Here is a 20,617-nt window from a genome sequence, read left to right as displayed (position 1 = left end):
CGTTCACTCCTGAACGTTTGGGGGGGAATAGACCAATGAACATGAAGAAATCTCAGCTCATGGGCTCCACGCTGATCGCCGGCCTGACGGCCGCCGCCATGATCAGCGTCGCCCCTGGCGCCGCTGCTGCTCAGGAAGACCAGGCTACCAACCTCGGTGAAGTCGTCGTCACCGGTTCGCGCATCCGCCGCAACCCGACCAACTCGCCGACGCCCCTGATCCAGATCGGTCAGGAAGAACTGCTGCAGTCAGGCGAAGTCAACGTCATCGATTTCCTGGCCGACATCCCGGCCCTGTCCACCTCGCAGGTGCCGGAAGACACCACGGGTTCGAACCTGAACGACGGGGGCCTGTCGCTGCTGAGCCTGCGCGCCCTGGGCGCCGTGCGCACCCTGGTGCTGGTGGACGGTCGTCGCCACGTCGGCTCGAGCCCCGGTTCGCTGTCGGTGGACGTCGACACCATCCCGCGCCTGCTCGTCGCCAACACCGAAGTGATCACCGGCGGCGCCGCCGCCGTGTACGGCGCTGACGCCGTCTCGGGCGTGGTCAACTTCATCATGCGCAAGGACTTCGACGGCCTGGAGATCGATGCCTCGATCGCCGAGATCAACCAGGACCATCAGCTGAGCGAACGCCTCTCGGTCCTGTGGGGCCAGAACCTGATGGACGGCCGCCTGAACTACTATGTGTCGGGTGAATTCCAGCGCAACGACGAAGTCCTGGATGCCGACGTTGATTGGCGCCGCGAGGGCTGGGCCCTGATCGGCAACGACGCCGACCCGTCCAGCGCCCCCTCGGACGGCGTGCCGGACCAGATCCTGATCCGCGACGCCCGCACCTATATCCGCGGCACCAACTTCGGCGGCGTGACCATCCTGTCGACGGGCGTCAAGCCCAGCGCGGCCAACGACCCCGACGTTCCGTTCCAGACCTGCTCGGCCACGACCTTCTCGGCCAACTGCTTCTCGCTGGCCCCGTCGAACCGCCTGGACAACGCCTACCTCTATGATGACAAGGGCGTGTCGCGACCGGTCACCTTCGGTTCGATCCGCCAGGGCACGGGCTTCAGCCGCACCACCAGCAACGGCGGTGAAGGTCAGAATTCCAACACCGAACAAGGCCAGGCCAGCCGCCTGCCGGAATCGACCAACTATCGCTTCCAGACTGGCCTGAACTTCGACATCACCGACAATGTCAGCCTGTTCGCCGAAGCCAAGTACGTGGAGGAAGAAACCTACGACGCCGGTCAACGCGTCTTCCACGATTTCAATATCCGCGCCCTGGCGCCCAACACCGTCGGCGCCATCACGGCCACCTCAGCCTTCGAGATCGGCCTGGACAACGCCTACCTGCCGTCGGACGTGCGTCTGGCGATCCAGAACAACCGCCGCGACATCTTCAACTCGGCCGGCGCCGTCACCAGCACGGTGGCCGACGCCCGCGCCCAGCACAAGCTGTACGGCCCGGCGCGCAACCAGCTGAACAACCGCGACCTGCAACGCTACGTCGTCGGCCTGCGCGGCGACCTGGGCGACGTGGCCTTCGTCAAGGACGTCAACTGGGAAGCCGGCTACACCTACGGCGAGATGAACAACTCGAACCGCGAACTGGGCGTGGACGTGGTCCGTTACCAGGCTGCGGCCGACGCCGTCATTGACGTCGCGGGCAAGGTCAACGGCAAGCCGGGCGAAGTCGTCTGCCGCATCCAGCTGATGAAGGCCAACGGCGTCCCCGTGCCGGACGCCGTGATCGGCGGAACCACCTACTCGCGTCAGGGCGCCGTCATCGACGACTGCTCGCCGGTCCGCGTCTTCGGTCCGAACGGCTTCACCCAGGAAGGCCTGGACTACCTGCAGGCCGCCGTCACGGTGACCGACCAGAACAAACAGCACGACTTCATGGCCTATACCTCGGGCAAGCTGTGGGACTTCTGGGGCGCCGGCCCGATCGGCGCGTCGATCGGCTATGAGTACCGCAAGGAAATCACCAGCGGCACGGGCCGCGACCGCGACACCGCCGGCCGCTTCCTGTTCCTGAACGCCGGCCCGGACTTCGAAGAAGCCAGCTACGACACCAACGACGTCTTCGCTGAGGTCAGCATCCCGCTGTTCCGCGACAGCTTCCTGGGCCAGTCGGCCGAGATCAGCGGCGCCTACCGCTTCTCGGACTACTCGCATGTCGGCCAGCAAGAGACCTACAGCGCCCAGTTCCAGTGGCGCCCGGTCGACCAGTTCATGTTCCGCGCCACGACCGCCACGGCGATCCGCGTGCCGAACCTGGGCGAAACCAGCGAGCCCTATGGCCAGACCTTCGCCAACGGTTTCAGCGACCCCTGCTCGGCTACGGTCATCAACAACCTGGCCGACCGTTCGATCGCCAACAACCGCATCGCCAACTGCGGCGCTCTGGCCAAGGCTGCGGGCCTGAACCTGAACTTCGCCGATGCCTCGGCCTCCAACGCCTACCTGCCCAACTACGGCAGCGGCTCGGTGTCGGGCCTGGCCGGCGGCAACCCCTTCCTGAAGCCGGAAACCTCGGAAAGCTTCACCGTCGGCGGCGTCTGGACGCCGGACTACCTGCTGCCCAACTTCTCGCTGGTCATGGATTACTATGACATCGAGATCAACGACGCGATCGCCTCCGTGACCGCCCAAAGCGCCGCCAACCAGTGCGTCAACGGCGACTCAGTCAACGTCGGCGCCTGCGCCACCCAAACCCGCGATCCGTCGAGCTTCCAGGTTACGAGCTTCATCCAGGGCTCGCTGAACTATGCGGCGCTGACGGCCAAGGGCGTGGACTTCACGGCCAGCTATCGCACCGACCTGCCCGAGTTCTTCGGCCGCAACTGGGGCTCGTTCAGCCACTCGATCCGCGGCAACTGGCTGATCGAGCAGCACGACTTCGTCAACATCGCCGATCCGTCGGACTCCAGCGACTTTGAAGACACCGTCGGCATGCCGCGCGTGCGCTTCCTGTCGACCGTCACCTGGGCGCCGATCGACACCCTGGCCTTCACCTGGGACTGGGATTGGCAGGCCAGCCAGGAAATCCTCGACGTGGATAACCTGGTCGCCAACCCCGACCTGTATGAAACCGCCAAGTACCTGGAAACGGGCGACTTCTCGCAGCACGACTTCTCGGTGCGCTGGGCCGCTCGCGACAACCTGACGGTCCGCGCCGGCGTCGTGAACGCCTTCGACGCAGAGCCGGCGCGTTGGCTGGGCAACACGACGGCCGACAACTTCGACCTGTTCGGTCGTCGGTTCTTCCTGAGCCTCAACTACCGCCCGTTCTAAGCCTTACGGCTCAAGCGGAGAGGGCGGCGGACTTCGGTCCGCCGCCCTTTTTCTTGTTCATCCGCATGCAAGCCGATCAAAGGGGCATGGCGCGATGGCTCGCGACCCGGTCAGCCTGGTGCCGAGGCGGGTGTGCATAAAGACCAAGGCATGTGGACCTCGCCTATCGCGGCTCTGTAGCCGGGCCGGTTTGGACAAGGACCCGCTGTGGGATGAAGGCGGCGAGAGTCGCAGCCGCGGAGGCTGTCGGGAAACGCGCGGCGAGGTGCTCGTCTCGGGCCATCATGACCAATCCGGCAAGGGCTACATGGCCTGACGGAGGTGCATGCCTTGTTCAAGAGAAGGCTGCCAGACATCGGCGCCGAGACGGCAGCGCGAACATAGGTCCGCAGCGTTTTGAACGATGGTGGGAGAAGTGGCGCACCCGAAGAGATTCGAACTCCTGACCCCCAGATTCGTAGTCTGGTGCTCTATCCAGCTGAGCTACGGGTGCGCACTGCCTCGCGGGCAGGGCGGCTATCTAGCGGGTGGGCCGGGGGCTGGCAAGCGGCTTTTCTGAAAATGCCGATAGAAAATGCAGGCTTGGACTCTGGGGCCCGGCGCACTAGGCATGAACCTCTCCCTGAACCCTGCAGGAGCCCCTTGGTGCGCGCCCATTCCATCCCTTCGTCGACGTCCCGGCGCAAGAATTCGCTCATTCTGGCCGGAGCGGCTCTCGGCGCATTTATGCTGGCGGGCTGCGTCACGACGCCGGTCGCGCAAGGACACGAATCGGCGTCGGTCGCGGAGGCGGCGCAAGCGCCCGCGCGTGGGCCCTTCGTCTCGGCCGCCAATCCTCTGGCGGTCGACGCGGGGATGAAGGTTCTGGCGCGCGGCGGGTCGGCGGTGGATGCGGCGGTCGCCGTTCAGGCGGTTCTGGGCCTGGTCGAGCCGCAGTCGTCGGGTCTGGGCGGCGGCGCATTTATGATGTTCTACGACGCCGACACCGAGGCCATCACTGTCTATGACGGGCGCGAAACGGCCCCGGCCTCGGCCACGCCCGAGCTCTTCTATGAAAATGGAAAGCCGCTGCCCTTCGTCGATGCAGTGCTGAGCGGGCGTTCGACCGGCGCGCCGGGCGCCGTGCCGATGCTGGCCCTGGCGCAGAAGCAGCACGGGGCGCTGCCCTGGTCCGAGCTGTTCGGCGACGCCGAAAAGCTGGCGCAGGACGGCTTTGTCGTCAGCCCCCGACTGGCGGGCATGATCAACAGCAATGCGCCCCAGGCGAAGACGCCCTGGGCGAGCGCCTATTTCACCAAGCCGGACGGCGCGCGCTATGTCGCTGGCGATGTGCTGAAGAACCCGGCCTATGCCGAGACGGTGCGGACTCTGGCGCGCGAAGGCGCGGCGGGCTTGCAGACCGGGCCTCTGGCCGAGGCCATCGCCGCCGCCGTGGCCGAAGGGCCGCGTCCGGGCGGACTGACGACCGCCGACATCGCCGCCTATCGCCCCGTCGTGCGTGAGGCCGTTTGCGGTTCCTACAAGGTCTATGTCGTGTGCGTGCCGCCGCCGCCGTCCAGCGGCGCCTCCATTTTGCAGCTGCTGGCCATGGGCGAAACGACGCCGGACCTCGACAAGGGGGCAAAGAGCCCCGAGGCCTGGGCCGCCTTCGGTCAGCTGCAGCGGCTGATGTACGCTGATCGCGACCGCTACTTCGGCGATCCGGCCTTTGTGTCGGTGCCGGTCGCCGGTTTGCTGGATCCGGCCTATGCCGCCGAACGCGCGGCCCTGGCCCCAGCCCTGCGCGGAGCCGCGCCGTTCGGGACCCCGGCGGGCGCCCCGCGCCTGGGCGCCGACGCCACGCAGGAGCCGGCCGGCACTTCGCATTTCGTCGTGGTGGACGCGAGGGGCAACGCCGTCAGCATGACCACGACGGTCGAGAGCCTGTTCGGCTCGGGTCGGATGGCGGGGGGCTTCTTCCTCAATAATCAGCTGACCGATTTCTCCCTGGTCCCGACGGCGGCTGACGGAACGCCGGCGGCCAATGCCGTGGCGGCAGGCAAGCGCCCGCGCTCGTCCATGTCGCCGGTCATCGTGCTGGATCGCGAGGGGCGACTGGTCGGGGCTTTGGGCTCGCCCGGCGGCTCGTCCATCCTGGCCTATAACGCCAAGGCCCTGATCGGCGCCCTGGGGTGGGGCCTGCCGCTGCAGGAGGCCTTCGATCTGCCGAACCTGGTAGCCAAGGGCGACGGCTTCGGCGCGGACACCGAGGGCTTCCCCACCGCCGTGCGCGACGGCATGGCGGCGCGCGGGGTGGTACTGCGGCCCAACACCACCGAGACCTCGGGCCTTCATGGCGGGCTGTGGCGCGATGGTCGATGGGACGGAGCGGCGGATACGCGCCGCGAGGGCGTCGCCCGGACCCAGTAGGGGCTATTCGCGGGGGCGGATCGTCAGTTGGAAGGCCACCAGGCCTTCCGACACGTCGGTCTTGATGCCGTTGTAGGCGCGGATGCCGTTGGCTTCGATCTCGCGGTAGACGATGCCGAACGAGCTCTGCACCGCCCCTCGGCGATAGGCCACGCCCACCGAGGCGTCGCCCAGGAAGGCGCCTTCGTCGTGGCTCATGCCCGAGCGCGCGAAGTCGCCGTCGCGGGTGCGGGCGAAGTTGTAGCCGACCGCCCGCTTGGACCCGGCCGCATAGACGTACCAGCGCGCGCGTTCGCCGAAGGCTTCGTCGCCGTCGGGGGCCAGGCGGTCCAGTCCCTCGCCGATCTTCAGGGTGGCGCCGGCCTCGGCGCTCGTGCCGTCGCTGCCGAAGCCCACCCCCGCGTGGGGCGTCAGCGAGACTTCCAGGCCCGAGGCCGTGCGGCCCTGGGCCGCGACCCAGCCGCGCGTATAGGTGACGTCGTAGCCTTCCCCGTCAAAGGCGCGGGCGTCCAGGGCTCGGGGGGGCACCGGGGCGCCGTCTGCGCGGCGAGGTTCGCCTCGCGTCGTGACCTGCAGCCGGTCGGTGAAGCCATCGCCGTTGAACCAGGCCTCGCTGCGGGCGGTGGTGAAGACGTCCCGTCCCGCAGGCGAGCCGGACAGGGCCAGGGGCGCGCCGAAGGGCGTGTCCACGGCGGTGACGGCGATCTCGTCGCCCAGCCGGGCGGCGGCGTCCTCGAACTGGACGGCGTCGCTGTTGCGTACGGCCACAGCTCCGGTGAACGCGCCGTTCGCTTGCGCGCTCGCCGTCATGGGCAGGCCCACAATGATCAAAACCCCAGCGAGGCAAGCCTCCGCACGCACCAACGGTCCCTCCCAAAGCCGTTAACAGTCTCACTCTGCACTAACGCGGGGGAACTGCAACGGACTCTTTCAAGCCACAATCCTGTTCCGTTCAAACGAAACCGCCCGGAAGACGGTTCCTCCGGGCGGTGAGATCAGCAGTTCGAGATGCGACGGGCGGCTATTGGCAGGCCAGGCACTCGTCATAGTCGGTGCGAGCCGCCGAGAAGAGGTCCGGCTGGTTCGGGTCGATCTCTTCTTCCTTCTTGTCCTCGGCGCCGGCGAAGGCGGCGCGCTGCACCGACTTGGAGCGCAGATAGTACAGCGACTTCACGCCGCGCTCCCAGGCGGACCAATGCAGCATGTGCAGGTCCCACTTGTTCACGTCGCCGGGGATGAAGAGGTTCAGCGACTGGGCCTGGCAGATTTCCGGAGCGCGGTCGGCGGCCAGTTCGACCACCCAGCGCTGGTCCAGCTCGAAGGCGGTCTTGAAGACGCCCTTTTCATCGTCCGACAGGGCGTCGAGGTGCTGAACCGAACCTTCGTGTTCGAGGATCGAGTTCCACACCGCCTCGGTGTCGATGCCCTTCTCGCCCAGAAGCTTCTTCAGATAGGGGTTCTTGACCGCGAAAGAGCCCGACAGGGTCTTGTGCGTATAGATGTTGGCGGGGATCGGCTCGATGCCCGCCGAGGTGCCGCCGCAGATGATCGAGATCGAGGCCGTCGGGGCGATGGCCAGCTTGTGCGAGAAACGCTCCATGACCCCGCGCTCGGCGGCGTCGAGGCAAGCGCCCTTTTCCTCGGCCAGCAGGCGGCTGGCCTTGTCGGCCTCGCGGCGCAGATGCTTGAACAGGCGCATGTTCCACGACTTGGCCATGGCCGACTCGAAAGCCACGCCCTGCGATTGCAGGAAGGAGTGGAAGCCCATCAGGCCCAGACCCACCGACCGCTCACGCTTGGCCGAGTAGACGGCCGCCGCCATGGCGGGCGGGGCGCGGTGGATGAAGTCCTCCAGGACATTGTCCAGGAAGCGCATGATGTCTTCGATGAACTTAGGCTCTTCGCGCCATTCCAGGAAGGTTTCGGCGTTCACCGACGACAGGCAGCAGACGGCGGTGCGCTCGGCGCCCAGGTGGTCGCGACCGGTGTGCAGCATGATTTCGGCGCACAGGTTCGACTGCTTGACCTTCAGGCCCAGCTCGCGCTGGTGCGGGGCCATCTGGCGGTTCACCGTGTCCGAGAAGATCAGATAGGGCTCGCCCGTCTGCATGCGGATGTCGAGCAGCTTGGTCCACAGCGAACGGGCGTCGACGGTCTTCATGACCTCGCCGTTCTTCGGCGACTTCAGGTCGAAGGTGGAGCCGGTCTTCACCGCCTCCATGAACTCGTCGGTGATGTTGATCCCGTGGTGCAGGTTCAGGGACTTGCGGTTGAAGTCGCCCGAGGGTTTGCGGATCTCGAGGAACTCCTCGATCTCGGGGTGGTGGATGTCCAGATAGACGGCGGCCGATCCGCGGCGCAGCGAACCCTGCGAGATCGCCAGGGTCATGGAGTCCATCACGCGGATGAAGGGGATGATGCCGCTGGTCTTGCCGGCGCCCTTGACCTTCTCGCCGATGGAGCGAACGCCCCCCCAGTAGGTGCCGATGCCGCCGCCGTTCGAGGCCAGGGCCACGTTTTCGTTCCAGACGTTCTGGATGCCGTCCAGGCTGTCGCCCACGGCGTTCAGGAAGCAGCTGATCGGCAGGCCGCGGTCGGCGCCGCCGTTCGACAGGACCGGCGTGGCAGGCATGAACCACAGCTTGGACATGTAGTCGTAGATGCGCTGGGCGTGCTCGGCGTCGTCGGCGTAGGCCGTCGAGACGCGGGCGAACATGTCCTGATAGCTCTCGCCCGCCAGCAGGTAGCGATCTTCGAGAGTCTTCTTGCCGAAGTCGGTCAGAACGGCGTCGCGCGAACGGTCCAGTTTCAGGCCCGAGACCACCTTCAGCTGCGGCTTGCCCTCGAGCGGCGGCGCAGAAACCGTCGTGAATTCCGTCGTCTGCAGAGCTTCGCCGCCAGCCATGTTGATCCTTGCCCCGATCAAAATCGTATGAAGACCGTGCCGGTTTGAAACACTAGATATGGTGTCTCTATTCCCGTGCTCGGCTAGATGTATGGGCGCATATCGCTAATGCCAGGTAAAGACTTGATCTTGGTCGGGCGATGTGGGGTCCACAGATTCACCGGGCGCGCCCTGTGGAAAAGTCGGAAAAGACAACCGTCAAGCCGCTCGGCTCGCGCGATCACAAACGCGTGATGTCAGGTTCGCGGGAACGGGCGTACAGCTTGACCGTTAGCGGTCTCATGGCCCCCCATCCGACCGCCTTCCTGACCCGCGCGCTGCGCGTGGCCCGCACCGAAATCGCCGCCGTCGCCGCCCTGTTGGTGCTCGCCCTGGGCACGCTCACCTTCATCGAAGTGGCCGACGACATGCGCGAGGCCGACGGTCAGGTCTTCGACCAGGCGGTGCTGCAGGCGGTGCGCCCCTTCGCCGACGATCCGGGCCGCCCCTGGGGCCCGTGGTGGCTGCACGAGGCGGCGGCGGACCTGACCTCTCTGGGCGGGATTTCGGTTCTGACCCTGTTCGCCTTGGTCGCCCTGGGCTTCCTGCTGATTCAGGGCAAGCGGCTGTCGGCCCTGCTGCTGGTCTTCGGCCTGGCGGGCGGGGTGGCGCTGAGCGAAGGTCTCAAGGCCCTGTTCGAGCGCGAACGTCCGCCGCTGGAGTTTCAGGCGGTTGAAACCCTGAACGCCAGCTTCCCCTCGGGTCACGCCCTGCTGTCGACCGTCTTCTATCTGACGCTCGGGGTCATGCTGACCCGCGCCTTCCCCCGAAAGCGGCTCAAGGCCTATGTCCTGGGATGCGCGGTGCTGATCGCCCTGCTGATCGGTCTGACACGGATCTATCTGGGCGCGCACTGGGCCTCGGACGTCTTCGCCGGATGGAGCGTGGGCGCGGCCTGGGCCATGACGCTGTGGCTCGCCGCCTATGCGGTCGAACGCCGCCAGCGGCTGCACCATGCTCCGTTGCAGGACGCGCCTTCGACCAATGTCTAGCGGTCGGGACGCGCCGGGCGCCGGATAACGGATCGAAGAGAGCCGAACGGCCGTTCGAGGAAGCGCCATGACCGATCACGCTACGCACTACGCCCAGCGCCTGACCACGCCTGCCGCCGCCGCCGCCCTGATTCCTTCCGGGGCCAAGGTGGCCATGGCGCTTGGCGTCGGCCAGCCGCCGGCCCTGTTGAAGGCCCTGGCCGACCGGGCCGAGGCGAGAGAGGTCGGCGACGTCAACATCTACTACCTGCTGTCCACCGCCATCGCGGGCGAGACGGTGCTGCGCTACGAACTGACCGACCGCCTGCGCCCCCACAGCCTGTTCCACGGCGCCATCGAGCGGAAGCTGGAGGCGCGCGGGGTGGAGGAAGGGCGGCAAGCCGTCTGGTTCGTGCCGACCGGATTTCAGCAGACGCCCCGGGTGCTGACGCGCGAGATCGGGATCGATACCCTGCTGGCCACGGTCTCGCCCATGGACGCCGAGGGTTATTTCAGCTTCGGCACCAACACCGACTACGCCCTGGCGGCGTCGAAGACGGCAGCGCGGGTGATCCTGGAGGTCAATCCCCACATGCCGAGGGTCTTCGGCGACTGCCGGGTCCATGTCTCCCAGGTGACTGCCCTGGTGGAGCACGCCGCGCCCCTGCTGGAGGCCGGCAAGGCCCCGCAGCAGCCGCAGGACCTGGTCATCGGCGGCCTCATCGCCGGCCTGATCGAGAACGGCTCGACGCTGCAGATGGGCATCGGCGCCTTGCCGGACGCGGTCTGCGCCGCCCTGCATGACCATGTCGACCTGGGCATCCACACCGAGCTGCTGACGCCGGGCCTGGTCGAACTGATGCGCGCCGGGGTCGTGACCAATGCGCGGAAGACCCTGCATCCGGGCAAGACGGTCTTCACCTTCGCCATGGGCGACCGTTCGACCTATGAATTCCTGAACGAGAACCCGGCGCTGGAGGCCCGCCCGGTCGACTATGTGAACGACCCCGCCGTCATCGCTCGCAACGACAGGATGGTCTCGGTCAACGCCACTCTGCAGATCGACCTCTTCGGGGCCTGCTGCTCGGAATATCTGAACGGTCGGCAATACACGGCGGCGGGCGGTCAGCTGGACTTCGTGCGCGGCGCCTCGGCGTCCCAGGGCGGCCAATCCATCATCGCCTGTCACTCAACGGCGGCCAGGGGGACGGCTTCGCGCATCGTCGCCCGACTGGACGGTCCGGTGACCACGCCGCGCAACGACACCCAGATCGTCGTCACCGAGCATGGTTGGGTCAATCTGCGTGGCCTGACCGTCGATCAGCGCGCGCGGGCCCTGATCGGTCTGGCCGCTCCGCAGTTCCGCGAGGGGCTGGAGGCCGAGGCTCAGGCGATGGGGTTGATCTGAATCTAGGGAAACCGACGTAATCTCACGGGCAGGATTTGTTTACACTTGCACCGCAGGGTTGAGGTGAACCACGAGGGGAGGCGGGGGGAATGAGCGGACGCTGGCGAGCCTTTCGTCATGAGGCGGGCCAAGAGGCCGGACCCCATTCCGCTGTCTATGTCCTTCTGTTCGCGCTTTGTCTGCTGTTGGGCCACTGGAGCGCGACCACCTTCCAGGCGGTGATCGCCTGGCCCGCCAACGGGGTGATGCTGGCGGCCTTTCTGCAGCTGCCGCGACGACGCGCGGCGCTGGTCCTGGCCCTCTGTTTCGGACTGAACCTGATCAGCGCGGCGGTGCGCGGCGACGTTGCGCCCTTCGTCTGGATGAATCCGCTGCTGAACCTGGTTCAAGTCCTGACAGCGGGCGTTCTGGCGCGACGCCTGTGCGGCGCGGCGCTGGATATGCGGCGGCCCCGGCGGGTCGTGCTGTTCGTACTGGGCGCTGCGGCGCCGGCCGTGGCCCTGACCTCCACCATCGGCGTCGTCGTGGCCTTGACCGTACGGGACTATTCCCTGGTCCGGGCCGTCTTCGCCTGGCGCCATCTGTTCGCCATGGAATTGCTGGGACTCGTCATCGTCACGCCCAGTCTATTGCTGCTGGCCCGGGCGCATCGATTCCGTCAGGCGTCGCAGTCGCCGGTGGAGATCGCCGCCGTGCTTGGGCTGGTGACCGTCACGGCGCTCTGGATTTTCACCCAGTCCGCGCCCTTCCTCTTCCTGATGTTTCCGCCTCTGATGCTGGCGGCCTTCCGTCTGTCGCCGCCATGGATGGCCGTCGCCCTGATCCTGACGACGGCGATCAGCGGTTTGCTGACCCTGACCGGTCATGGGCCGATCAGTGCTTCGTCCGTACCCTATGTGAACGAACTGGCCGGTCTCTCGCAGAGGATGCGGCAGATGCCGCTTTATTACGGCTTCCTGCTGGTAGCGGCGATGACGGCCCTGCCGATCAGCGCCATGATCGCTGAGCGCCGCTCCTTCATCGCTCGTTTGGCGCGTCGCACGGCGATCGCCCTGGAGCAGCGGCGGCGCGCCGAGGCGGCCGATGCGGTCAAGTCCCGCTTCCTCGCCCTGATGAGCCACGAGATGCGCACCCCGCTGAACGGGGTCAGCGGCTACGCCGACCTGCTGTCTCGTCGGGGCGACCTTTCGCCTGAGGCGAAGATCCAGGTCGCAGCCATACGGTCCTCCGGCGAGTCCATGCTGACCCTCATAGACGATGTTCTGGATCTGTCGCGCGGCGACGAGCCCCTGTGTCAGGAGCCGTTCGATCTGGTCGCGCTCATTCATGACGCGGTGGCGCTGGAGGCCGATGCGGCGCGCGCCAAGGGGGTGGGTTTTCACGTCGAGCTGGACTTGCAGCCGGGCGGCCGCGTGGTCGGCGACGGACGGCGTCTGCGCGGGGCCTTGCGACACCTGGCGTCCAACGCCGTGAAGTTCACCGACCAGGGCGAGGTGCGGGTTCGCGCGACCCACGTCGGCGACACGCTGAAGGTCGAAGTGTCGGATACGGGCTGCGGCGTGGCCGAGGCCTTTATTCCGCGTCTTTTCGAACCCTTCGCCCAGAGCGACGATTCCCTGCGTCGGCGTCACGGCGGAGCAGGGGTGGGGCTGCCCGCGGCGAAGCGTCATGCGCGCCGCCTGGGCGGCGACGTGGTGCTGGGTTCGACCTCGTCTGCCGGCTCGGTCTTCATTCTGACGGCGCGCCTGGAGGCGCTGGAGCCGACGGTCGCCGACGTGCCTGCCGACCCGTCAGTCCTGCGCGCCCTGATCGTCGACGACCATGCCGTCAATCGGCAGATGTTGCGGCTGATGATTGAGGCGGCGGGGTGTGCGGCGGTTGAGGCGACCGACGGCCTTGAGGCGCTGGAAAAGGTGCAGGCCGAGACGTTTGATCTGGTTTTGATGGATGTGCGCATGCCGCGGCTGGACGGGCTGGAGGCCACGCGGCGCATCCGGGCCCTGACGTCAACGGCGAGCGAAACGCCCATCCTGGCGGTGACGGCCGACGCCATGCCCGAGGACGCCGCGCGTTGCCTGGCGGCGGGGATGGACGCTCACCTGGCCAAGCCGGTCACCTATGAGCGGCTCTACGCCGCCATCGATCAGACCTTCCGCGCCGCCGCTGATCGCGAGCAGGTCCACGCCGCCTAGGCGTCGTCGGTGAACGGAAAACGCTTGCTCCAGAAGGGCTGCAGTTCCGGCAAGGCGTCGACCCGGCGCATCACCTCGGCCATGCGCGGGGCCTCGGCGTAAAAACGGGTTCGACGCGGCGTCCAGCGGCTGGCGACGGCGACGTAGAGGTCGAGCACGCTGAGGTCTTCGCCCAGGAGGAAGCGCCCCGGCGTGATCTGGCTGTCCATGAGACCCCAGCACTTGGCTATCCGCTCGGCTGTACGCAGCCGCACCTCCTCCTGCGCCGCTGCGTTGTCGCCGACCAGCCGTGACGGCACGTCCCGCACCCAGAACATCGAATAGACGGCGGCGGAGATGAAGGTCATCCAGCGCAGGAACTGCGCCCGTCGCGGATCGTCCAGCCCCGGCCCAAGCCGCGCCTCGGGATGGCTGTCGGCCAGCCAGATCAGGATGGCCGCGCTTTCGGTGATCGTCTCGCCTTCGGGCGTGATCATGGCCGGGATCTGGCGCATGGGATTTACGACGGCGACCTTGTCGCGCTCCGCTTCGCCCTCCCAGGTCACGGCCTCGATCACGCGACAGTCCAGCCCCATCAGGGTCATGGCGGCCTCGACCGGGACCGATCCCGAACCGGCGGCGCCGTATAGCGTATACGTCATCCCCAGGCTTCTCCCCATCTGATTGTCCGCAGACCACCATATCTAGCGGTCAGGTGAAAATGTGATCGCAAGATAGGCGTATTCCGACTTGGCGCCGCGCGCATCGGGACGCATGGTGAAACCCGCTTCTCCCGGATTCGCTTCAGGTCATTTTGATGAACGCCCACTCCTCGATCATCCGTCCCGGAACGGCCGGACTGCTGACGCCCTCGGCCGCCTACAAGCCCTTCCGCTATCCGTGGGCCTTCGACATGTGGAAGAAGCAGCAGCAGGTCCACTGGATGCCCGAGGAGGTGCCGCTGGGCGAGGACGTCAAGGACTGGGCCACCAGCCTGACCGACAGCGAGCGCAACCTGCTGACGCAGATCTTCCGCTTCTTCACCCAGGCCGACATCGAGGTCCAGGACAACTACATGGAGCGCTACGGCCGGGTGTTCAAACCGACCGAAGTGAAGATGATGCTGGCCTCGTTCGCCAATATGGAGACGATCCATATCGCGGCTTACGCCTTGCTGCTCGAAACCATCGGCATGCCCGAGAGCGAGTTCGGCGCCTTCATGGAATACGAGGCCATGCGCGACAAGCATGACTTCATGGGCCAGTTCGGGGTCGAGACCGACGCCGACATCTGCCGCACCCTGGCCATGTTCGGCGGCTTCTCCGAGGGTCTGCAGCTGTTCGCCAGCTTCGCCATGCTGATGAACTTCCCGCGCCAGTCGAAGATGAAGGGCATGGGCCAGATCGTCAGCTGGTCGGTGCGCGACGAGAGCCTGCACTGCGAAGGCATCATCAAGCTCTACCACGCCTTCAACAAGGAGACGGGCGCCGTCACCAAGGCGGTCGCCGACGACATCGTCGACTGCTGCAGGACGGTGGTCGAGATGGAAGACAAGTTCATCGACCTAGCCTTCGAAATGGGCCCGGTGAACGGCATGACGCCGGACGACATCAAGCAGTACATTCGCTTCATCGCCGATTGGCGTCTGCGGCAACTGCAACTGCCGGAGGTTTACGGCGTGACGGAAAACCCGCTGCCCTGGCTGCAGTCGCTGCTGTCGGGCGTCGAGCACGCCAACTTCTTCGAGGCCCGCGCCACCGAATACTCCAAGGCGGCGACCCAAGGCTCGTGGCACGGCGCCGACGGCGTCTGGGACAGCTTCGACGCCATGATGAAGCGCCGCGAGACCGCCGAGGACTGATCCGGCCTCAGGAAGGCCGTAGGAAGGGCGTCCCGACACAGGTCGGCGGCGCCCTTTTCGCATTCAGGGGTCAGTTGGGCGACTGCCGACCGGCGTTGCAGCGCGCCCGATCGCCGCGCTCGCAGGCGGCGACTGTTGCGCGCCAGTCGGCCATCTGCCGCTCATAGTCGGCCTGGGCCTCAGCGGCGGCGCGCAGGTCGGCTTCATGGCGGTCGCGCGCAGCGCGGGCGGCGGCGTCGGCCTGCTCCAGTTCGGCCTGATACTGGGCCTGAGCCTTGGCATGGGCGGCGGCGTTGGCGCGGTCCTCGTTTTCCGCCAGATCATTCTGGGCGACGATTTCGTCGTTCAAGGCCTGGGTGCGGCGCAGTTCCTCGGGATTCTGGGCCGCGTCCGGCGCGCGATGATAGCGCTCGCCCTGACGACGCAGCAGATCGCCGACGGGGTCGTTCGGCGCGGCTGAGGCGGAAACCGCCGGCTTGGCGGGCTGCCTGGCGGGCGTTTGGGCCAGGGCGGCGGGCGCGACCAGGGCGACGGCCAGGGCCGCGATGGCGGGGCGAAGCAGGCGGTGACTCATGGCGGCGTCCTCGAGGCGTGATGAAGGCGTTACCTTCGGGTGTTGATTACACCAAGGCTTCCAGACGGCCTATGGTTGCAACTCCTACGCGTCCGACCGCGCTCGGCTCCGCATGCGTCGGCGGGCGGAGCGCGCGTCTGGGCGAGCAGGGCGGCCAGTAGCATAACCTTCATTGGGCAAGGCTCAGGCGGGCAGGCGCAGCTCGAAGGTCGTGCCGTCAGGCCCGGTGTCCAGCAGGCGCAGTTCGCCGCCATGGTTGGCCGCCAGCTCGCGCGAGATGGTAAGGCCCAGGCCGGTGCCCTCAGAGGCGCGACCGCTGACAAAGGGCTCGAACAGTCGTCCGGCCAGACGCTCGGGAATGCCCGGTCCGTCGTCGGTGATGCGGATGGCGACGACGCCGTCGCGGGTCTCGGCGCGGACGGTGATGCGGCCCTTCCGGTCGCGGGCGGGATCGCTTTCGATGGCCTGACGGGCGTTGCGCATCAGGTTGACCAGAATGCGGTGCAACTGGTCGCTGTCGGCCCTGACGGTCAGGCGGGCGGGCAGATCGCGGATCAGGCGCACCCTGTCTTCTTCCAGTCCTGCGTCCTCGGCGGCGACGGCGACCACGCGGGCCAGCAGCATCTTCTGCAGTTGCGGCGCGGCTTCTTCGGACTTGCCGTATTCCAGCACGTTGCGGGCCAGGGCGGCGGCGCGGCCGAGCGCCCGCTCCAGCCGGGGCAGGGCCTTGGCCACCAGCGGGTCGGACGAGCTGGACAGGCGCTCGGACGCCATCTGGGCCGAGGTCAGCATGTTGCGCAGATCGTGGTTGATCTTGGCCACCGCCTCGCCCAGGGCCACCAGGCGGGCGCGCGAACGCAGGGACTGGCGCACCTCCTCCTGCATCCGCGCCAGTTCGCGCTCGACCCGGCCGATCTCGTCCTTGCGGTCCGAGGGCGTCTCGGCGGGGCTTTCAGGATCGGCGGCGAAACGCTCGATAGAGCGCGTCACGCGGCGCAGCGGGGCCAGCACCAGGAAGGAGAGGGCGGCGTAGAGCAGGCCGCCGGCGACCACGGCGATCAGCAGCGACATGGTCAGGCTGTTCAGCAGGAAGGTTTTGAGCTCGACCTTCAGCGGCTGGGCCGGGGCCAGGATTTCGATGAAGTCGCCCGAGCGATAACGCGGCTTGGCCTGGACACGCAGCGAGCGGTCGGGGTGGCCGAACAGGGTCTTCCACGGGTCCAGAAGCCGGGCGCCGACATTGCGCTGGCGCAGGTCGATCAGGTCGGGCGCGCGCGGCAGGTTCGGGGCCTGCAGCAGCAGGCGACGCACGCCCTGTTCGCCGACGACTACGGACTGGACGCCGCCGATGCTCAGCAGCTGTTCGGCGGTGGAATCCTCGACGGCGGAATAGGGCAGAGCCTCGACCCCGACCGAGGCCAGTTCGGCGGCCTGCAGCCGGTCCATCAGCCAGCGCTCCTGGAAGGAGGCGGCGCTGGGCACGATGATCAGGGCGGCGACCGCCAGGGTGAAGGCCACGGTCAGCAGCAGCAGGCGGCTGGACAGGCCGTCCGGCGCGCGCGGCGTCAGGCGCTCGCGCCAGACTTCAGGCAGGCGTCCCGGTAGTCGCGCCGTCCGCAGGCGCGCCATCAGCCCCGTCTCGTCGCGGGGGCGCGTAGGCAGTCGAGTCTCGATCGCGTTCCGTTCCGTCATGCGGCGTCCATGCCGTGCCGAGCCCGCCATTTCTGCACCAATTTGAGCGCCAGGGGCAGCAGCATCGACAGGAAGGCGACGCCCAGCAGCGGCCACATGAACTCGGCGAACAGGCTCTGCAGGTTCGGGTTGGGATCATCGACCAGAATGTCGTTCAGCCCGGCCCCGATCCAGCAATAGATGATGTGGGCGGGCAGCAGGCCGATGAAGGTGGCGATCATATAGGGCCGCAGGGGGGCCGCCATGACGCCCGCCGCCACATTGATGAGGTGGAAGGGCACCGAGACCACCAGCCGCGCCACCAGGACGTACCAGAAGGTGTTGCGGTCCACGCCCTCGCAGACTTTTCTCAGCAGGCCGGTGTCCTGGGCCGCGCGACGACGCAGGGATTCGCCCAGGGCCGTGCGGCCCACATAATAAACGGCCAGGGCGCCGATGGTGGCGGCGAAGGCCGTGGCCAGGCCGCCGACCCAGGGGCCGAACAGATAGCCGGCCGTCACGGTGATGAAGACCACGCCCGGCACCACGCTGGCCGTGAGCAGGGCGAAGACCAGCATCAGGGCGAGCAGGGTAAGGATATAATGCTCGTCGGCCAGGGCCTGAAACGCCGCGCCGTGCTCGCGCAGGGTGTCCAGCGACAGGTAGCGGTTCCAGCCCATGCCGAAGATCAGGGCGATCGCCGCCAGCAGGACGGCGAGGGGCAGAAATCGTTTGACCCGGTTCATTCCTGCTCCGTAACCGACGCTGTCCAGCTTCCCTAGCAGTTTCAGGCCGTTTGCAACGCGTCGGATCGCTTGTCGGCGTTGACTCGTCCGTCGTCGCCGCTTATACGCCCGCCTCCTGCAGCGGATGACTGTTGTCCGTTGTGCAACCTTGTAGCCCTGGAGCCGAACGTGAAGCGGACCTATCAGCCGTCGCGACTCGTGCGCAAGCGCCGTCACGGCTTCCGTTCGCGGATGGCCACCAAGAACGGTCAAAAGATTGTTGCGCGTCGCCGCGCCAAAGGCCGTAAGCGCCTGACGGCCTAACGTCACGCGCCCATTACCCTTTGGGCGGGCGCATGACCGATCCGATGAAAATCGATCGCCTGACACGGCGGCCCCAGTTTCTGGCGGCCGCCAAAGGTGTTTCTCAGGCCCGTGGCGCCGTGGTGGTCCAGCAGTTGGACCGTCAGGACGGACTGGCTACGATCCGCCTGGGATTCACCGCCACTCGCAAGGTGGGCGGAGCGGTGGTGCGCAACCGCTGCAAACGCCGCCTGCGCGAGGCTGCGCGCCTTCTGGCGCCCCTGCACGGGCGTCCCGGCTGCGACTATGTGTTCATCGCCCGCATGGGCACGGCGGACCGTGACTGGGACCGTCTGCTTGACGATGTGAAATCGGCCCTTACAAGGCTCGCAACCCCGCGTGCGGCTCCCGATATGGGAGATGCGGCGAAAACGCCCGCCCGCGCCTCTGACGATTCGCGCCCCTCCGGCCAGGACCGCTGACCCCGATGCAGAACGAGAATTCGCGCAACACCATCATCTTCTTCGTGTGCGCGGCCCTGATCATGGGCGTGTACTACTTCATGGTGATGCGCCCGCAGGCCGAGATGCGCCGCCAGCAGCAGGTCGCCGCCGCCGAGGAGAAGGCCGCCACGGCGACCGACGCCGGTCTGACGCCGGGCTCGGCCGCTCCGACCGCCTTCGTCGCCGACCGCGCCCAGGCCCTGGGCACGGCGGCGCGCGTGCCGATCCAGACGCCCAAGCTCAAGGGCTCGCTGTCGCTGCAGGGCGCGCGCATCGACGACCTGTACCTGACGGACTACAAGGAAACGCTGGACAGGAATTCGCCGCCGGTCGAGCTGTTCCGCCCGCAGGGCATGGAGCACGCCTACTTCGCCCAGTTCGGCTGGAGCGGCCCCAATGTCCCCGGCGGCGTCCCCGGCCCGAACACGCCCTGGACCCTGACCAAGGGCGCGACCCTGACGCCGACCACTCCGGTCGAGCTGACCTGGGACAACGGGGCCGGCCTGCGCTTCACGCGCGTCATCGCCATCGACGCCCAGTACCTCTTCACCGTCACCGACACCGTCGCCAACCTGAGCGGCCAGCCCATCACCATCGCTCCCTATGGCCGCGTCGAGCGCCAGGGCGTGCCGGCCGATCTGGGCAAGCAGATGATCCTGCATGAAGGCGCCATCGGGGTCTTCGGCGCCGACGGCAAGTTCGCCACCGAACAGGTCAAGTACAAGGATTGGGCCAAGAAGCCGCGCATCGAGAACCAGTCGACCGGCGGCTGGCTGGGCATCACCGACAAATACTGGATGGCCGCCCTCATCCCGGACCAGAAGGAAACCATCGAGGGTCGCTTCGCCGTCCGCGACGCCACCGGCCTGAACGTCCACGAAGCCGCCATGCTGGGCGCGACCCGCACCATCCAGCCGGGCCGCCAGATCGAGGAGACCCAGCGTCTGTTCGCCGGCGCCAAGCGCAACGAGATCCTGGCCGGCTATGAAAAGAGCCAGGACCTGCCGCGCTTTGTCTACGCCATCGACTGGGGCATGTTCTGGTTCCTGACGCGGCCGATCTTCATGGTCGTGGAGTTCTTCTACGGCCTGCTGGGCAACTTCGGTCTGGCCATCCTGGCCCTGACCGTCGTGGTCAAGCTGATCATGTTCCCGCTGGCCAACAAGTCCTACGAGAGCCTGTCCAAGATGCGGACCCTCCAGCCCAAGATGGAGGAGATCAAGAAGAAGCACGGCTCCGATCCGCAGAAGCAGCAGCAGGAGATGATGGCCCTGTATCAGCGGGAGAAGATCAATCCCCTGGCGGGCTGCCTGCCCATTCTGGTGCAGATCCCGGTCTTCTACGCCCTGTACAAGGTGCTGTTCGTCACCATCGAAATGCGCCACGCGCCCTTCTTCGGCTGGATCCGCGACCTGTCGGCGCGCGACCCGTCGACGATCTGGAACCTGTTCGGCGCCGTTCCCTGGGACCCGGCTACCCTGCCGCTGCTGGGCAGCATCCTGAACGGACCGCTGCACCTCGGCGTCCTGCCGATCGTCTATGGCCTGACCATGTGGCTGCAGCAGTCGATGAACCCGCCGGCCCAGGATCCGATGCAGCGTCAGATTTTCGCCTTCCTGCCCTTCATCTTCACCTTCATCATGGCCCCGTTCGCGGCTGGCCTGCTGATCTACTGGGCCTGGAACAACATCCTCTCGATCGCGCAGCAGTACGTCATCATGCACCGCTTCAAGGCCGAGAACCCGATCGACACCTTCCTCGCGCGTTTCAAGAAAGCCTGA

General features: G+C 67.0%; 15 protein-coding genes and 1 tRNA gene. 9 read left to right on the top strand and 7 right to left on the bottom strand.

All coding sequences use genetic code 11. The annotated features are described in order from the left end of the window. The first annotated feature begins 41 nt into the window (after window positions 1-41). Window positions 42-3,296 carry a TonB-dependent receptor domain-containing protein gene (locus ACI2KI_RS14805; protein WP_404621271.1) on the top strand — a complete coding sequence of 1,085 codons (3,255 nt, stop codon included), beginning with the start codon at window positions 42-44 and terminating at the stop codon, window positions 3,294-3,296. 416 nt (window positions 3,297-3,712) lie between these two features. On the opposite strand, the gene ACI2KI_RS14800 is transcribed toward ACI2KI_RS14805, so the two are convergent. Next, window positions 3,713-3,789: transfer RNA gene (locus ACI2KI_RS14800), tRNA-Arg, on the bottom strand. A gap of 152 nt (window positions 3,790-3,941) precedes the next feature. Here ACI2KI_RS14800 and ACI2KI_RS14795 point away from each other — a divergent pair. Further along, window positions 3,942-5,705: a gamma-glutamyltransferase family protein gene (locus tag ACI2KI_RS14795; protein WP_404621269.1), complete on the top strand. Its 1,764-nt coding sequence runs from the start codon at window positions 3,942-3,944 to the stop codon at window positions 5,703-5,705. A gap of 3 nt (window positions 5,706-5,708) precedes the next feature. Here ACI2KI_RS14795 and ACI2KI_RS14790 read toward each other — a convergent pair whose 3' ends face one another. Beyond that, window positions 5,709-6,473, bottom strand: a complete 765-nt coding sequence (locus ACI2KI_RS14790; protein WP_404621267.1) for a lipid A-modifier LpxR family protein — start codon at window positions 6,471-6,473, stop codon at window positions 5,709-5,711. Between the two features lie 253 nt (window positions 6,474-6,726). After that, window positions 6,727-8,616 (bottom strand): ribonucleoside-diphosphate reductase subunit alpha, encoded by a 1,890-nt coding sequence (locus ACI2KI_RS14785; protein ID WP_404621314.1) that lies wholly within the window; start codon window positions 8,614-8,616, stop codon window positions 6,727-6,729. Between the two features lie 275 nt (window positions 8,617-8,891). Between ACI2KI_RS14785 and ACI2KI_RS14780 the strand changes: the two genes are divergently transcribed. The 3 genes from ACI2KI_RS14780 (at window position 8,892) to ACI2KI_RS14770 (ending at window position 13,220) form a co-directional block, all read left to right on the top strand. Then, window positions 8,892-9,641 carry a phosphatase PAP2 family protein gene (locus ACI2KI_RS14780; protein ID WP_404621265.1) on the top strand — a complete coding sequence of 250 codons (750 nt, stop codon included), beginning with the start codon at window positions 8,892-8,894 and terminating at the stop codon, window positions 9,639-9,641. Between the two features lie 67 nt (window positions 9,642-9,708). Then, window positions 9,709-11,028 (top strand): acetyl-CoA hydrolase/transferase family protein, encoded by a 1,320-nt coding sequence (locus tag ACI2KI_RS14775; RefSeq protein WP_404621263.1) that lies wholly within the window; start codon window positions 9,709-9,711, stop codon window positions 11,026-11,028. An 89-nt stretch (window positions 11,029-11,117) separates the two neighbouring features. Continuing rightward, window positions 11,118-13,220: a response regulator gene (locus ACI2KI_RS14770; protein WP_404621261.1), complete on the top strand. Its 2,103-nt coding sequence runs from the start codon at window positions 11,118-11,120 to the stop codon at window positions 13,218-13,220. On the opposite strand, the gene ACI2KI_RS14765 is transcribed toward ACI2KI_RS14770, so the two are convergent. Beyond that, window positions 13,217-13,861 (bottom strand): glutathione S-transferase family protein, encoded by a 645-nt coding sequence (locus ACI2KI_RS14765; protein ID WP_404621259.1) that lies wholly within the window; start codon window positions 13,859-13,861, stop codon window positions 13,217-13,219. The genes ACI2KI_RS14770 and ACI2KI_RS14765 overlap by 4 nt on opposite strands. Before the next feature lie 155 nt (window positions 13,862-14,016). Here ACI2KI_RS14765 and ACI2KI_RS14760 point away from each other — a divergent pair, with 155 nt between their 5' ends. Beyond that, entirely contained in the window at window positions 14,017-15,060 is a 1,044-nt protein-coding gene (locus tag ACI2KI_RS14760; RefSeq protein ID WP_292084526.1) for a ribonucleotide-diphosphate reductase subunit beta, read from the top strand. A gap of 70 nt (window positions 15,061-15,130) precedes the next feature. On the opposite strand, the gene ACI2KI_RS14755 is transcribed toward ACI2KI_RS14760, so the two are convergent. The 3 genes from ACI2KI_RS14755 to ACI2KI_RS14745 all read right to left on the bottom strand — a co-directional run bounded on the left by ACI2KI_RS14755 (window position 15,131) and on the right by ACI2KI_RS14745 (window position 18,051). Further along, window positions 15,131-15,634 (bottom strand): cell wall hydrolase, encoded by a 504-nt coding sequence (locus ACI2KI_RS14755; protein ID WP_404621257.1) that lies wholly within the window; start codon window positions 15,632-15,634, stop codon window positions 15,131-15,133. A gap of 183 nt (window positions 15,635-15,817) precedes the next feature. Continuing rightward, on the bottom strand, window positions 15,818-17,326 hold the full coding sequence (locus ACI2KI_RS14750) for a sensor histidine kinase (protein ID WP_404621255.1): 1,509 nt from the start codon (window positions 17,324-17,326) through the stop codon (window positions 15,818-15,820). Further along, window positions 17,323-18,051, bottom strand: a complete 729-nt coding sequence (locus tag ACI2KI_RS14745; RefSeq protein WP_404621253.1) for a TVP38/TMEM64 family protein — start codon at window positions 18,049-18,051, stop codon at window positions 17,323-17,325. The genes ACI2KI_RS14750 and ACI2KI_RS14745 overlap by 4 nt, the downstream gene beginning before the upstream one ends. Window positions 18,052-18,219: 168 nt before the next feature. On the opposite strand from ACI2KI_RS14745, the gene rpmH reads away from it, so the two are divergent. The 3 genes from rpmH to yidC are packed head-to-tail and all read left to right on the top strand — an operon-like array spanning window position 18,220 to window position 20,617. Next, entirely contained in the window at window positions 18,220-18,354 is a 135-nt protein-coding gene (gene rpmH, locus ACI2KI_RS14740) for a 50S ribosomal protein L34 (RefSeq protein ID WP_003164000.1), read from the top strand. Between the two features lie 32 nt (window positions 18,355-18,386). Then, on the top strand, window positions 18,387-18,815 hold the full coding sequence (gene rnpA / locus ACI2KI_RS14735) for a ribonuclease P protein component (RefSeq protein WP_404621251.1): 429 nt from the start codon (window positions 18,387-18,389) through the stop codon (window positions 18,813-18,815). Between the two features lie 5 nt (window positions 18,816-18,820). Then, a complete protein-coding gene (gene yidC / locus ACI2KI_RS14730) occupies window positions 18,821-20,617 on the top strand; it encodes a membrane protein insertase YidC (RefSeq protein ID WP_312064593.1) in 1,797 nt (598 codons plus the stop codon).

The sequence above is a fragment of the Brevundimonas sp. NPDC046655 genome, from assembly GCF_044901625.1.
In the GTDB taxonomy this organism is placed as follows: domain Bacteria; phylum Pseudomonadota; class Alphaproteobacteria; order Caulobacterales; family Caulobacteraceae; genus Brevundimonas.
The sequence above is the reverse complement of the archived record's forward strand: the minus strand, read 5'-3'. Positions and strand labels throughout refer to the sequence as shown.

What these genes read in the sequence shown, in the direction of transcription:
- ACI2KI_RS14805 (WP_404621271.1), top strand. Translation starts at nt 42, where the DNA reads ATGAAGAAATCTCAGCTCATGGGCTCCACGCTGATCGCCGGCCTGACG.
- ACI2KI_RS14780 (WP_404621265.1), top strand. Translation starts at nt 8,892, where the DNA reads ATGGCCCCCCATCCGACCGCCTTCCTGACCCGCGCGCTGCGCGTGGCC.
- ACI2KI_RS14775 (WP_404621263.1), top strand. Translation starts at nt 9,709, where the DNA reads ATGACCGATCACGCTACGCACTACGCCCAGCGCCTGACCACGCCTGCC.
- ACI2KI_RS14770 (WP_404621261.1), top strand. Translation starts at nt 11,118, where the DNA reads ATGAGCGGACGCTGGCGAGCCTTTCGTCATGAGGCGGGCCAAGAGGCC.
- ACI2KI_RS14765 (WP_404621259.1), bottom strand. Translation starts at nt 13,861, where the DNA reads ATGACGTATACGCTATACGGCGCCGCCGGTTCGGGATCGGTCCCGGTC.
- ACI2KI_RS14760 (WP_292084526.1), top strand. Translation starts at nt 14,017, where the DNA reads ATGAACGCCCACTCCTCGATCATCCGTCCCGGAACGGCCGGACTGCTG.
- ACI2KI_RS14755 (WP_404621257.1), bottom strand. Translation starts at nt 15,634, where the DNA reads ATGAGTCACCGCCTGCTTCGCCCCGCCATCGCGGCCCTGGCCGTCGCC.
- ACI2KI_RS14750 (WP_404621255.1), bottom strand. Translation starts at nt 17,326, where the DNA reads ATGACGGAACGGAACGCGATCGAGACTCGACTGCCTACGCGCCCCCGC.
- ACI2KI_RS14745 (WP_404621253.1), bottom strand. Translation starts at nt 18,051, where the DNA reads ATGAACCGGGTCAAACGATTTCTGCCCCTCGCCGTCCTGCTGGCGGCG.
- rnpA (WP_404621251.1), top strand. Translation starts at nt 18,387, where the DNA reads ATGACCGATCCGATGAAAATCGATCGCCTGACACGGCGGCCCCAGTTT.
- yidC (WP_312064593.1), top strand. Translation starts at nt 18,821, where the DNA reads ATGCAGAACGAGAATTCGCGCAACACCATCATCTTCTTCGTGTGCGCG.